12 protein-coding genes are annotated in these 12,514 nt (G+C 61.8%); 4 read left to right on the forward strand and 8 right to left on the reverse strand.

Annotation, left to right across the window (positions count from 1 at the left end):
- Positions 1-3 precede the first annotated feature (3 nt).
- From FHU12_RS18925 to FHU12_RS18935, 3 genes are all read left to right on the forward strand, one after another.
- Positions 4-1,512 carry a CoA-acylating methylmalonate-semialdehyde dehydrogenase gene (locus FHU12_RS18925; protein WP_141971143.1) on the forward strand — a complete coding sequence of 503 codons (1,509 nt, stop codon included), beginning with the start codon at positions 4-6 and terminating at the stop codon, positions 1,510-1,512.
- A gap of 126 nt (positions 1,513-1,638) precedes the next feature.
- On the forward strand, positions 1,639-3,015 hold the full coding sequence (locus tag FHU12_RS18930) for an APC family permease (protein WP_141971145.1): 1,377 nt from the start codon (positions 1,639-1,641) through the stop codon (positions 3,013-3,015).
- Between the two features lie 2 nt (positions 3,016-3,017).
- Positions 3,018-4,127 (forward strand): DmpA family aminopeptidase, encoded by a 1,110-nt coding sequence (locus FHU12_RS18935; protein ID WP_141971147.1) that lies wholly within the window; start codon positions 3,018-3,020, stop codon positions 4,125-4,127.
- Positions 4,128-4,165: 38 nt separating this feature from the next.
- Here FHU12_RS18935 and FHU12_RS18940 read toward each other — a convergent pair whose 3' ends face one another.
- The 5 genes from FHU12_RS18940 to FHU12_RS18960 are packed head-to-tail and all read right to left on the reverse strand — an operon-like array spanning position 4,166 to position 9,544.
- Positions 4,166-5,416 (reverse strand): phospholipase D-like domain-containing protein, encoded by a 1,251-nt coding sequence (locus tag FHU12_RS18940; RefSeq protein ID WP_141971149.1) that lies wholly within the window; start codon positions 5,414-5,416, stop codon positions 4,166-4,168.
- On the reverse strand, positions 5,409-6,059 hold the full coding sequence (locus tag FHU12_RS18945; RefSeq protein WP_141971151.1) for a MotA/TolQ/ExbB proton channel family protein: 651 nt from the start codon (positions 6,057-6,059) through the stop codon (positions 5,409-5,411). The genes FHU12_RS18940 and FHU12_RS18945 overlap by 8 nt, the downstream gene beginning before the upstream one ends.
- A gap of 46 nt (positions 6,060-6,105) precedes the next feature.
- Positions 6,106-8,349, reverse strand: a complete 2,244-nt coding sequence (locus FHU12_RS18950; RefSeq protein ID WP_141971153.1) for a TonB-dependent receptor family protein — start codon at positions 8,347-8,349, stop codon at positions 6,106-6,108.
- 39 nt (positions 8,350-8,388) lie between these two features.
- On the reverse strand, positions 8,389-9,135 hold the full coding sequence (locus FHU12_RS18955) for an energy transducer TonB family protein (RefSeq protein ID WP_141971155.1): 747 nt from the start codon (positions 9,133-9,135) through the stop codon (positions 8,389-8,391).
- A 1-nt stretch (position 9,136) separates the two neighbouring features.
- Positions 9,137-9,544, reverse strand: a complete 408-nt coding sequence (locus FHU12_RS18960) for an ExbD/TolR family protein (protein WP_141971157.1) — start codon at positions 9,542-9,544, stop codon at positions 9,137-9,139.
- A 542-nt stretch (positions 9,545-10,086) separates the two neighbouring features.
- On the opposite strand from FHU12_RS18960, the gene FHU12_RS18965 reads away from it, so the two are divergent.
- Entirely contained in the window at positions 10,087-10,389 is a 303-nt protein-coding gene (locus tag FHU12_RS18965) for a DUF5862 family protein (protein WP_004933246.1), read from the forward strand.
- 55 nt (positions 10,390-10,444) lie between these two features.
- Here FHU12_RS18965 and idi read toward each other — a convergent pair whose 3' ends face one another.
- The 3 genes from idi to FHU12_RS18980 form a co-directional block, all read right to left on the reverse strand.
- A complete protein-coding gene (idi, locus tag FHU12_RS18970) occupies positions 10,445-11,020 on the reverse strand; it encodes an isopentenyl-diphosphate Delta-isomerase (protein WP_141971159.1) in 576 nt (191 codons plus the stop codon).
- A 41-nt stretch (positions 11,021-11,061) separates the two neighbouring features.
- Positions 11,062-11,289: a non-oxidative hydroxyarylic acid decarboxylases subunit D gene (locus FHU12_RS18975; RefSeq protein WP_141971160.1), complete on the reverse strand. Its 228-nt coding sequence runs from the start codon at positions 11,287-11,289 to the stop codon at positions 11,062-11,064.
- A gap of 140 nt (positions 11,290-11,429) precedes the next feature.
- Positions 11,430-12,350, reverse strand: a complete 921-nt coding sequence (locus FHU12_RS18980; RefSeq protein ID WP_025305160.1) for a L,D-transpeptidase family protein — start codon at positions 12,348-12,350, stop codon at positions 11,430-11,432.
- Positions 12,351-12,514 lie beyond the last annotated feature (164 nt).

Genomic DNA, 12,514 nt, shown 5'->3' on the forward strand with positions numbered 1-12,514 from the left:
ACCATGACCATCACCCACTGGATCAACGGCGAGCCTGCCGCCGGCGGCGAACGCAGCCAGCCGGTTTACGACCCGGCCACCGGCCAATCGGCGCAGGAGGTGCAGCTGGCCGACCGCGCCACGGTGGAGCGCGCCATCGCCGCCGCCGAACAGGCCTATCCCGCCTGGCGCGACACCCCGCCGCTGAAGCGCGCGCGCATCATGATGAAGCTCAAGGATCTGCTGGAGCAGCACGCCGACGCCGTCTGCCAACTGATCACCGCCGAGCACGGCAAGGTGCTCAGCGACGCCCTGGGCGAACTGCAGCGCGGCATCGAGAATATCGAATACGCCGGCTATGTGCCGGAACTGCTGAAGGGCGAACACAGCAAAGAGGCCGGCCCGGGCATCGACAGCTGGAGCGAGTTTCAACCGCTGGGCGTGGTGGCGGGCATCACGCCGTTCAACTTCCCGGCGATGGTGCCGCTGTGGATGTGGCCAATGGCGGTCGCCTGCGGTAACACCTTCGTGCTGAAACCTTCCGAGCGCGTGCCTTCCGCCGCGCTGTATATCGCCCGGTTGGCGGCGGAAGCCGGGCTGCCGCCGGGGGTGCTCAACGTGATCAACGGCGATCGTGAAGCGGTGGAGACGCTGCTGCATGACGGGCGCGTCAAAGCGATCAGCTTCGTCGGTTCGACGCCGGTGGCGGAACACATCTATCACACCGGCTGCGGGCAGAACAAACGGGTGCAGGCGTTGGGCGGTGCCAAAAACCACGCGGTGGTGCTGCCGGACGCCGATATCCCCGGCGCGGTCGGCGCGCTGATGGGCGCCGCCTTCGGCTCCTGCGGCCAGCGCTGCATGGCCATCCCGCTGGTGGTGGCGGTGGGCGACGGCACCGCCGACGCGCTGATCGCCGGGCTGCGGCAACAGATGGCCGCCATGCGCGTCGGCCCCGGCAGCGACAACCGCAACGACATGGGGCCGCTGGTGACCCAACAGCATTATCAGAAGGTGAAAGGCTATATCGATCAGGGCGTGGCCGAAGGCGCCGAGCTGCTGGTGGACGGCCGCGAACTGAGCGTGATCGGCGCCGACGGCCGCCCCAGCCAGGGGTATTTCCTCGGCCCGACGCTGTTCGATCGCGTGACGCCCGGCATGCGCATCTATCAGGAAGAGATCTTCGGCCCGGTGCTCGGCGTGGTGCGCGCGGCATCGCTGCCGGAGGCGATGGCCATGATCGACGCCCACGAATACGGCAACGGCACCTGCCTGTTCACCCGCGACGGCGAAGCGGCGCGCTACTTTTCCAGCCGCATTCAGGTCGGCATGGTGGGGATCAACGTGGCGCTGCCGGTGCCGGTGGCCTACCACTCGTTCGGCGGCTGGAAGCGCTCGCTGTTTGGCGATCTGCACGCCTACGGCCCGGACGCCGTCAGGTTCTACACCAAACGCAAGACCGTGACCCAGCGCTGGCCGGCCTCCGGCGATGCCCGCCGCGCCAGCTTCAGCTTCCCGTCGGGGCAGGGGTAACACATAAGAACAATGAACTTCCGGGGAGCAACGCTCCCCGGCATTTAGCGCGCTCCATTTGATTCCTGCGTACAGCCTGTGCAGCAAAACAATAACTCACTCACACGTTAATGGAGTCGTTATCCCATGAAAGAGTCCGCCCCTGAACACACCTTCAAAGGCAATCTCAGCGTCCTCGACGTGGTGATGATCACCGCGTCCGGCGTGACGCCGGCCAGTTCGATCTTCGTTATCGCGCCGCTGGCGATCGCCAACGCCGGCAGCGGCGCCTTTCTGTCGTTTCTGATCGCCGCCTGCGTCGCCGCCTCCATCGCGCTGTGCTATGCCGAGCTCGGCGCCGCACACCCCAGCGCCGGCGGTGAATACAGCATCATCAAGCGCCTGTTCGGCACCCTGTGCGGGTTGCAGACCTACCTGTTTATCCTCAGCGCCTCGCTGTTCGTGCCGGCGGTACTGGCCACCGGCGCGGTGCCTTACCTGAACACCGCGCTGGGCACCCAGTTCGACGCCTCGACCGCTGGCATGCTCACCGTGCTGGTCGGCGGTATCTGCGCCATTTTCAACATCAAAGCCAACGCCCTGCTGACCGGCGCCTTTCTGGTGGTGGAAGTGGCGGTGCTGGCGCTGATCGCCTGGCTCGGCTTCAGCCACCCGCATCAAAGTACAGAGATCCTCACCGCGCCGGTGATGCTGGACGCGCAGGGCAGCCTGGCGCCGGTGTCGCTGCCGCTGATCGTCGCCATGGTCGGGGTCGCGTTGTTCTCCTACAACGGCTACGGCGCGGCGGTGTACATGGCGGAAGACATGCGCGAACAGGGCAGGCCGATGGCGATCGCGATCATGCTGACGCTGGTCATCGTGGTGCTGGTGGAACTGGTGCCGTTCACTGCCCTGTTGATCGGCTCGCCGTCGCTGACGGAGATGGCCAAACAGGCCGATCCGGTCGGCTACGTGGTCACCCAGCTCGGCGGCCCGACGCTGGCGCGGGTGGTGAGTGGCGCAATCTATCTGTCGGTGTTCAACGCCATTATCGCCATCGTGGCGCAGTTCAGCCGCATGATGTTCGCCAGCGGACGTGACGGCTTCTGGCTGCCGGCGTTCAACCGGGCGCTGAAAATCATCCACCCGCGCTTCGGCACCCCCTGGATCGCCACCCTGCTGTTCGGCGTGCCCTCGGCGCTGCTGGCGTTTTGCTCCGATCTCGAATCGCTGACCTCGTTCACCGTGATCCTGTTGCTGCTGGTGTACATCATCATGGCGGTGGCGGCGCTGATCAGTCGCCGTCGCCGCCACTTCCACCATCCGTACCTGATGCCGCTGTGGCCGCTGCCGGTGGTGGTGGCGCTGCTGTGCTGCCTGTACGTGCTGTGGACGATTTTGATCGCCAGCAGCCTGAAAGACTTTATTATCATTGCCGGCATCATCGGCTTCGGGCTGGCGCTGAACCATCTGCGCGGCCGCCAGACGGCGCCCCTCGCCGCCCCCTCAATAGAAGGAGAATAACCATGACGCAGCGCGCTCAGGATCTGGGCATTATCATCGGACAGGGCACGCCCGGCCCGCTGAACGCCATCACCGACGTGCCCGGCGTGCGCGTCGGCCATGCCAGCATTCATGCCGATTTAGCGGACGGGCGCAGCGTGCGCACCGGCGTGACGGTGATCGAACCGCGCCCCGGCTCCGCCCGCCACGCCCCCTGTTTCGCCGGCGTGCACGTGCTGAACGGCAACGGCGACGCCACCGGCCTGGAATGGGTGCGCGAAGCGGGCCTGCTGACCAGCCCGATCGCCTTCACCAACACCCACAGCGTGGGGGTAGTGCGCGATGCGCTGATCGCGCTGGAGCGTGAAGCGCTGCCCGCGAGCGACAATGCAGTGTACTGGAATATGCCGGTGGTGATGGAAACCTTCGACGGCCTGCTCAACGACATCAACGGCTTTCACGTCAAGGCCGAGCACGTGCGCCAGGCGCAGCAGGCGGCCCAAGGCGGCTTGCCGCAGGAAGGCGCGGTCGGCGGCGGCAGCGGCATGATCTGCCATGAGTTCAAAGGCGGCAGCGGCACCGCGTCGCGCCGCTTGCCCGCCGATCAGGGCGGCTGGACGGTGGGCGCCATCGTGCAGGCCAACCACGGCAAGCGCGAGTCGTTGCTGGTCGGCGGTTACCCGGTGGGCCGGCACCTGGGGCATCTCCCCTCGCCGTTCACGCCGCAGTTGCCGCATCCCGGCATGGGCTCCATCGTGGTGGCGCTGGCGACCGATGCGCCGCTGCTGCCGCACCAGTGTACGCGGCTGGCGCAGCGCGCCAGCATCGGCATCGCCCGCACCGGCGGCGGCACCGAGGATTCGAGCGGCGACATTTTCATCGCCTTCGCCACCGGCAACGACGACCTGCCGCCCGCCGACTACGCCAATAAAGGCGCCTTCACCACGCCGCTGCGCATGGTGAACAACGACTACATTTCGGCGCTGTTCGCCGCGGCGGCGGAAGCGGTAGAGGAAGCGATCGTCAATGCGCTGCTGGCGGCCAATAGCGTCAGCGGCAACGGCCATCGGGCGGAAGGATTGAGCGCCGAGCAGCTGGTGACGGCGCTGGAGCAGGCCGGCTGGCGGCGGTAAAAAAACACAGGGCGCGGGGATTAACCGCGCCCTGCTTATCAGGATTCGCCGCCCGGCTTGGGCGTCGGGTAGTCGTAATCCACCCGCAGCGGTTCAGCGTAGACGCTGTTCCACAGCTGTTGGTACAGCTGGTCCAACCGCCCGCTCATCGCCGCGCTGCGCATCACCAGCTCCAGATTGCGCGAGTTGTCCAGATAGCCGCCGGTCCAGTTGCTGGTACCCACCCAGGCAATCTCATCGTCGATGGTCATCAGCTTGCTGTGGATCACGCGGGCAAACGGAATGAAGCCGCTGCTGGCCGGCGGAATGGTCACCACTTTTATCTGCACGTTCGGCACCAGCGCCAGGCTCTTCAGCCAGGCGATATCCGGCTTTTTGGTGTTCCAGTTGGCCACCATCAGCTCGATCTGCACGCCGCGCGCCGCCGCGCCGCGCAGCGCGTTGTCGATCACCGCGTAGAAGGGGCGGCTGCGCTCCGGGCCAAACGACAACGGCGCGTAGTCCATCACCTGCACCCGCACCCGCCGTTTGGCGTCGGCCAGCAGGCGCGGCAACTCGGCCTGCGAGTCAATCACCCCCGCCGGGTTGTAGGCGCGCGGGCTGGCCACCAGATAGTTGCCCTGCGGCTGCGCCATCGTCGGCGAATCGGGCAACGCCGGCACCGGTTTATCCTGCGCCAACAGCGCCTGCGCCTGCCAGTCCTGTTCGAAGATCGCCTGAATTTGTCCCACCACTTTGGCGTCGCTGATGCGCAGCCCGGTTTCGTGAATATGCTCCAGCGCGCGCCAGTCGAAGTTCTGGCTGCCGACGAACGCCTGTTCGCCGTCCACCAGCAGGTATTTGGCGTGCAGAATGCCGCCGCTCAGCTTCTGGTAAGGAATGATGCGCAGCTCCAGATTGGGGATCGCCTTCAGCTGTTCCAGCGTTTCGGCGGTAGAAATGCGAATGCCCTTCTCTTCCACCAAAAAGCGAATTTTCACCCCGCGCTCGCCGGCCGCCTTCAGGTGCTGCAGCACACCGTCCAGCAGCGAACCGTCCTGATTCGCCACGTAAAACTGCCCCAGGTCGATGCGGGTTTTCGCCGCGTCGAACATCTCGCGCCACACCTCGGCGGTGTTGCGCAGGTCATCGGCCTGCAGCGCGGTTTCCACCGGCGCGGTGTACACCAGCTCATAGCCTGGAATAGCAAAACGCGCCGCAGCGCTCTGGCTCAACATCAACAAACAACCGCCCCACAATGCCGTATAAAGGCGGCCGAGCGGCCGCCGTACTGGATGGCCATTAGGCATAGCGCGGCGCTCCGCTGTCAACCCATTGTTCGCCGCTGCCGTTATCCGGGCGGCTGGCCGGCTGACCGGCGCGGATCAGCAGCACCTTCAGCAGCTCGTTGATGCGCTCCATGCGGCTCTGCAGAAAGTTGTTGGCGACCAGGCACAGCAGCGCGATGGCGATGCCCAGCCCCGTGGCATACAGCGCGGTGCCCATCCCGGCCGACACCAGGCTCGGCTCAGACACCCCCGAGGCGGCCAGCGCCTTGAAGGTTTCGATGATCCCCATCACCGTGCCGAGCAAGCCCAGCAACGGCGCGGCGGTGACCACGGTTTCCAGCAGCCACAGGCCGCGCGCCATCGGCGGCTTGCTCAGCAGGTACTGGGCGTCGATCAGATCGCCGATCGTTTCACGATCGCCGGCGCGGTGCTTCTGCGCCAATACCGGCGCGATCACCGCCATCGGCAGGCTGTTGCGCTGAGTCAGCGCGTCCGGCAGATCGGCGGCGCGGCGCACGTCCGGCGTCAGCGCCTGCTCCAGCCGGCGCGCCTGGCGCTGGGTATAGGCGAAGTACAGCGTGCGCTCGATGATGATCACCAGCGCAATCGCCAGCGCGGCGTACATCACGTAGAAAATAATGTCGTGCAACAGATTGGCGTCCATACAGGGCTCCTCTTTCCCGCCGCCGGGCAGGCGGCGGGGTATTCAGTTAAAAGGTGGCTTCCAGCGAAACGCTGAAGGTGCGTTCTTCGCCGACGTTGTAATACGGCGTGCTGGCCTTCACGCCGCCGTACGGCGCCGCGTTGAAGGTGGTGGTGCGCACCGAGGTCAGGTATTCCTTGTCAAACAGGTTGCTGATGCCAAAGCGCAGCGCGGCGCTCTTGACGATTTTCTTGTCCACCGGCAGATGCACCCCCGCCGCCAGATCGAACACCGTGCGGCCGCCGATCTTCTCGTCGTTGGTCAGATCGCCGTAGAACGCGCTGACGTACTTGCCGCTGACGCTGCCGTAATACAGCCCGTCGTCATAACCCAGCGTCATGTTCAGCAGGTTTTTCGGCACGTTCGGCACCTCCTTGCCGGAGGTCGGCAGCGGCAGCCCGCCGTTGCTGACGATATCGCTCTTCTGCTTCGACTCGGTGTAGGTATAAGAGGTGTAGTAGTTGAAGTTATGCGGCAGTTGGCCGCTCCACTCCAGCTCCAGCCCTTTGTTCTCCACGTTGCCGATGTTCATCATCTCGTAGTCACCGGCCGAGTTGGTGGTGGAGATTTGGCGATCGCTGTAGCGCATGTAAAACAGCGTGGCGCTCAGCAGCATGTCTTCCTGCTGGAAACGCCAGCCCAGTTCGTGGTTCCAGCTAAGCTCCGGCTTGGTGCTAAGCGAGTCGCCAACGTTGTACAGCACGTAGTTTGGCGGCGTGCGCATGTTGCGCGTCAGGTTGTAGAACACCTGGTTTTCCTGGTTCACCTTATAGCTGGCGCTGAAGTTCGGCAGGAATTCGTGATAGGTGGCTTTGCGCTTCTCCGGCACGTTGTACAGGCTGCCGCGGTTGTCCCCTTTACGCTCTACGTACTGATAGGCCAGGCCGCCAACAAAGGTCCAGTCCGGCGTGGCGAACCAGGTGTCCTGCAGCCACACCTTCTGCGCCGGGGTGATGGTGTACTGGTTGCGCCCCTGCACCGTATTACCGTTGGCATCCTTCACCTGATCGGATCCGCCCGGCTGGCCCCAAATCTGCGACGGATTGCCGTCGCCCTTGATGCTGATGAACGGTTGGGTCTGCAGCTGGCGCGCGCGTTCGTACCAGTAACCGACGTCCAGGCTGTGCTGCTCGTTGATGTCCCACTTCAGCTTGGTGGTGATGCCCGGCCGCCAGGTCTGGGTCCACGACGGGCGGTAATAGGTGTCGGATTTCAGGTTGCTGAGATCGTACTGCCCGGCCTTACTGGAGGTGTTGGACAGCACCGAGGCCGTCTGGCCGTTGAAGCTGCCGCCGTTGCCCCAGTAGTAATACGGCTGCAGAGTCAGCGACAGGTTATCGCGCAACTGCAGCTTCTGGGTGAACGACAGCGTGAAGTTCTCGAACGGGTTGCGTTCAATCTTGTAATACTTGTTCAACTGCCCTTTGTTGTTGTACTCCGGTGTGGTGACGTAGTCGGTGTCACGGCCGTCGTTTTGGAACTGTGCCTTGCTCAGGGTGTTGTAGTTGGTGTTGTTCTGGCGGTTGTACTTCATCACCAGATTGCTGCTGTTGCCGTTGCCGTCTTCATACAGCGAGTTCATCTCGAACTTGTCGGAATACAGTCGCCCCTCGCCGCGCCACTTCTTCGCTTCGGTGTGCGAATAGGAGAGCCAGTTGCTGAAGCCGTTGTACTCGCCGGTCTCGAGGCGGGCGAAGGTTTTGCTCAGGCTGTTGCTGCCCAGCGTCTGCTTGACGAAACCGCCGAAGTCTTTCGCCGGGCGGTGCGTCACCAGGCCGATGTTGCCACCGCTGGAGCCGATGTGCGGGCCGTCCGCTTCGGAAGAGCCCTGGGTGACGAACACCTCTTCCAGGTTCTCCGCATCGCCCAGCAGGTTCGGGTATACCGCGTAGTTGCCGGAGTCGTTGATCGGAATACCGTCCATCGACAGGCCGATCTGATCCGAGTTCATGCCGCGCATGGTGTAGTCCACGCCGCTCAGGCCGCTGGCGTCGTTGCTGTTGACGTTCAGGCCCGGCGTGTATTTCAGCTTATCGATGGCGTTGGCCGCCGACGGCATTTTGTCCATCGCCTCTTTGGTGACGGTAGAACGCGCCTTGGCGCTGTCATCCTGCACCATCATGCCGCCGCCGAGCGACTGCCCCTTGACGCTGATGGTGCCGACATCGGTGGCGTCGGCCGCCAGCGCGGCGCCCGGCAGCATCGCCGACATCACCGCCAGATAGATCCCAGAACGATTAAACGATTTCATTGTGTGCATCCCATAAAAATCAAACGATTAACCCTTGCGCTAAGGCGCCTGATAATTGAACGTCGCGGTAAATCTTTTGGTTGTTTGCCCGGCGAATGCCTCGCTCGGGAACGGCTTTACTGAACTGATGCTTTGCAAGCTGCCCATCGCCGCGCGGTTCAGCAGCATGCTGGCGGCTTTGTTGGCGATGCCGGAAGAGAGCACCCGCCCGCTGCGATCGACCTCCAGCCACACTTCGACGTTGCCCTGCGGGCGCTCGAGCGAAGCCTGACGCCCGCTCGGGTAGCGCTTGCGCTGTTCCAGCTCGCGGCGTAAGGCCAGCAGATAGCCGTTTTCAATCGCCTGCGCATTCACCTTCGGCGCCGCCGGGGCAGCCGGTGCGGATTGCGTCGCCGGTTTGCTGACCAGCGCGCGCGGTGCAGCAGGCACCGGCGTCGGTTTAGGCTTCTCTACCGGTTTGGCTTTCTCTTTCACCGGTTTGGGTTTGGGCTTCGGCTGCGGTTTCGGCACCGGCTTGGCTTCCACGATCGGTTCCGGCGCCGGCACCACCGGTTCGGGGATCGGCTCCGGCTCGGGCGGCGGCGGTTCGGGCTGGGGTTCCGGCGGCGTTTCCGGTTGAGGTTCAGGCGCCGGTTCAGGCTCCACCAGCGCCAGCTCGATGGCGGTTTCGTCGTAGCGCGGCTGGATCTTCAGCGCCGCCTGCTGGCTGGCGAACAGCAGGCAACCGGCGACAATCAGCGCCGGCAACCAGCTGAAAAGATGACGTGAGCGATAGAGCAGATACATGTCACAGCTTCCGTGTCGCGATGGAGACGGAGAAGAAACCGCCCTGGCGCAGGTTGTCCATGACTGCCACCAGCCGCTCGACCGACACGCCCTTGTCGCTGTTGACGATGATGGTGGTAGTCTGGTTGGCCTGCTGCTGTTGCTTCAGCGTGTTGACCAACGCGTCGAGCGCGATCGGCTGGCCATCCAGCTGCAGCTGTTCGTCGGCCCCCAGCGTGACGATCGCTTTTTTCTGCGGTTTCAGCTGCTGCGCGCTGCCGGCAGACGGCAGCTGCGTTTTCAGCCCGAGCGCCGGAATGACGTTCAGGCTAATCAAGACGAAAAACACCAATAAAAACATCATCACGTCGATCATCGGGATCAGCTCGATGTGCGCTTTGTTCTTTTTCGGTTCGTTCCAGTTACGCATGACACTCCCTCCCAAAAGCGAAGCAGCCAATATAGGAGGGGTTTGTTTACCTTTTGTTACGCTTGTGTGATCTTATTTTCACAGCGTGGATTTTTTGCGAGAATTCTTTCAATGGCAGGCGATAACGGAGAAGATATAACTTATTAATTAGCTATAGTTTTTAATGGAATAATCACAGGACGGGCGCACTCACCTAACGGGTAGCAGAGCCTGAAATGTGAAAATAGTGACAGCCGCACCGGGCCCAGGGCAACGACGAGAAGAAATCGCCTCAGCCCGTCCGCAATAAGGGCATTATGATGCTTTCCACCGCTGCCTCCAGTGATATCACCTTTTTTAGCCAAGAAGATTCTCAATTCCCGTCATAAAAATATCGACAGAAAATAAATACTCGCATATATAACCAAACAATATTCCACGTTGGATATATTATTGCCAACGGCTTATCAGCTGTTATATTTTTAAATTGAAATAGCGCGGCAGCGTTATTTTCGGTATTAATTAAACTCACTAAGTCACCCTTTTATTTATAAGGATTGTATATGAAAGTACTTAGTCAATATGAAGAGCAGTACGTTAGCGGTGGCGATCTGAACGCGGCCTGGGATGGGTTGCTGGACGGCGCTATGACCGGCGCGCTGATTGCAGGCAAATCCGCAGGGGCCGGCGGCTTTATTGCCGGCGCCGTCGGCCAACTGGTCGGTACCATTATCGGCGGCGTCGCAGGCGGCGTGGGGCTGGGGCTGTATGGCCTGACGCATACGCAGCAGGAAGTGGCGGACTACGCAAAACATTTCCGCGAAACTATCGGCTCCACCTCGACCTCGGTCGGCGGCAGCCTGTAAGCACGAATAGATAGTCACCCTCGCGGTGGCTATTTATTTTATTGCCACCCTCACCCTACGCGCCCGCTGAACGCGTTATCATTATCGCATCCCGATATTCTTTCAAGCCTGAGGTTATCGCCTCGGTATTCAATTGCGAAACCATCCACGGGCTGAAAGCGAAAGGCGTTAATTTTACCGCCGCCATTAAATGATTGAGCTCGACCCAGGCATAATCCGCAACCTCATCCGGATTGCCATGGAGCGTGCCTTTAATTTGCGCGGCAAATACCGGGCAAACTTCATTCTCCATCACGCCGGACGCGTCGGTAGCCTGGTAGCTGAATGCCTCGCTCAACAGCATTATCTGCTCCACCTCCGTGCCCAGTTCAACCTGGGCGCGGCGCCTCACCGCCTGTGCCAGCGCCTCTTGCGGCAAGGGGTGGCCGCAAAAGGAATTAGTCCAAACGCCCGGCCACGCGGTTTTACTCAATGCGCGCCTTGTGGCCAGCACGTTGCCCTCTGAGGTAAAGAGGTAACATGAAAAGGCCAAATGCAGCGGCGTATGGTGCGTGTGCACCTGATTTTTCGGCATCGTCCCGCAAGGCTGCCAGGCGGCATCGAGCAAAACGACGTCTTCGTTATTCATCATTGCGATTTCCATAAAAGACGGATGCTTGCCCGCCTTCAGTCTCATTTCGTCAGAAGAGGAGGAATGGCCGGCACGTCCGGCGCATTATCGATATCCTGCTGAGTCATGCGAAACTCAGGCGGATAATGTTCCCGTTCCGTTCTGCCAGCAGGCTCGGTATTCCGCCAGGTATAAAGACAGTGCTGGCATTGATATACCGTCCCTACGCCCTTCACCGGTGAATGTATCATGATGTCTGTCTGTTTATCGGCCCGACAAGGACAAATCATAGGCTCGCCTTAAGGACGGTTAGCCGGCATGGCGGTTAATTGTCTCTCCCCCCAGGCCGGCCTCATCAGAGGGTACAAAAATCATAAAAAAAGACGCCCGCAGGCGTCTTCTTGGCATTTTCACTGGGACCGGAAGGCTTTCAGTTCACTTTCACCGGCATACCGGAACGGGCTTTGATCGCCGCGTCCACTTCGCTCTGGTTAACGCCGGCGTCCATCAGCACTTTGCCGACCGGGGCGGAAATGGTCAGCGGTACCGGATCTTTGGATTGCAGCTGCTCTTCGTTGGCCGACAGCGGGTTGTGCACTTCCACGTAGCGCGAGCCGTCCGGTTCGACGGTGGCTTTCATCGGTTCGTTGATGAACTGCACGCGGGTGCCAACCGGCACGTTCTCGAACAGGTACTTGATGTCGTCGGCACGCAGACGCACGCAGCCGTGGCTCACGCGCAGGCCGATACCGAAGTTGGCGTTGGTGCCGTGGATGGCGTACAGGCGGCCAACATACAGCGCATACAGCCCCATCGGGTTGTCCGGGCCGGCCGGGAACACCGCAGGCAGGATCTCGCCGTCAGCCGCATATTCAGCGCGCATCTTGGCGGTCGGCGTCCAGGTCGGGCCGTCTTTCTTGCGCTGCACGGTGGTGGTCCAGTTCAGCGGGGTGTCTTTACCCAGCTGGCCGATGCCGATCGGCAGCACCACCACGGTGTTGGAACCTTTCGGGTAGTAGTACAGACGCATCTCGGCGCTGTTGATGATGATGCCTTCACGCGGCGCGTCCGGCAGGATCAGCTGCTGCGGAATGGTCAGGGTGCTGCCGGCCTTCGGCAGGAACGGATCCACGCCCGGGTTAGCCTCCAGCATGTTGCTCAGCCCCATCTGATACTGGGCGGCGAAGCTTTCCAGCGGCAGTTTGCTGTCTTCCGGTACGGTGATTTGGATATTCTCGCCCACCAAACGGCTGTCTTTTGGCGGCAGCGGGTAGACGACGGCGAAGGCAGCCTGGCTGAATGCAACCAGTGCCGTAAACAGGGTTAGTAACGCGCGAATGCTCATTTTCATCTTCGTGTTGGTCAAGGCCACTGGCGATTATGGGTATCGGTTTCTACGGCCACTTTGCCCCGCTGAATTTCAGCCGGCAGCCAACGGCGCTGCGGCCTGAAAAGCCAGGGGGGTTTGACCGGATGCGCATTATATGTGCACATCAATCAAAGTGTGAACCATTA

The sequence above is a fragment of the Serratia marcescens genome, from assembly GCF_006715005.1.
GTDB classification, from domain to species: Bacteria; Pseudomonadota; Gammaproteobacteria; order Enterobacterales; family Enterobacteriaceae; genus Serratia; species Serratia montpellierensis.

Excerpts from the sequence above, each read along its gene's own strand:
- FHU12_RS18955 (WP_141971155.1), bottom strand. The coding sequence starts at position 9,135 with ATGTATCTGCTCTATCGCTCACGTCATCTTTTCAGCTGGTTGCCGGCG.
- FHU12_RS18980 (WP_025305160.1), bottom strand. The coding sequence starts at position 12,350 with ATGAAAATGAGCATTCGCGCGTTACTAACCCTGTTTACGGCACTGGTT.
- FHU12_RS18935 (WP_141971147.1), top strand. The coding sequence starts at position 3,018 with ATGACGCAGCGCGCTCAGGATCTGGGCATTATCATCGGACAGGGCACG.
- FHU12_RS18960 (WP_141971157.1), bottom strand. The coding sequence starts at position 9,544 with ATGCGTAACTGGAACGAACCGAAAAAGAACAAAGCGCACATCGAGCTG.
- FHU12_RS18940 (WP_141971149.1), bottom strand. The coding sequence starts at position 5,416 with ATGCCTAATGGCCATCCAGTACGGCGGCCGCTCGGCCGCCTTTATACG.
- idi (WP_141971159.1), bottom strand. The coding sequence starts at position 11,020 with ATGATGAATAACGAAGACGTCGTTTTGCTCGATGCCGCCTGGCAGCCT.
- FHU12_RS18930 (WP_141971145.1), top strand. The coding sequence starts at position 1,639 with ATGAAAGAGTCCGCCCCTGAACACACCTTCAAAGGCAATCTCAGCGTC.
- FHU12_RS18975 (WP_141971160.1), bottom strand. The coding sequence starts at position 11,289 with ATGATTTGTCCTTGTCGGGCCGATAAACAGACAGACATCATGATACAT.
- FHU12_RS18965 (WP_004933246.1), top strand. The coding sequence starts at position 10,087 with ATGAAAGTACTTAGTCAATATGAAGAGCAGTACGTTAGCGGTGGCGAT.
- FHU12_RS18925 (WP_141971143.1), top strand. The coding sequence starts at position 4 with ATGACCATCACCCACTGGATCAACGGCGAGCCTGCCGCCGGCGGCGAA.
- FHU12_RS18950 (WP_141971153.1), bottom strand. The coding sequence starts at position 8,349 with ATGAAATCGTTTAATCGTTCTGGGATCTATCTGGCGGTGATGTCGGCG.
- FHU12_RS18945 (WP_141971151.1), bottom strand. The coding sequence starts at position 6,059 with ATGGACGCCAATCTGTTGCACGACATTATTTTCTACGTGATGTACGCC.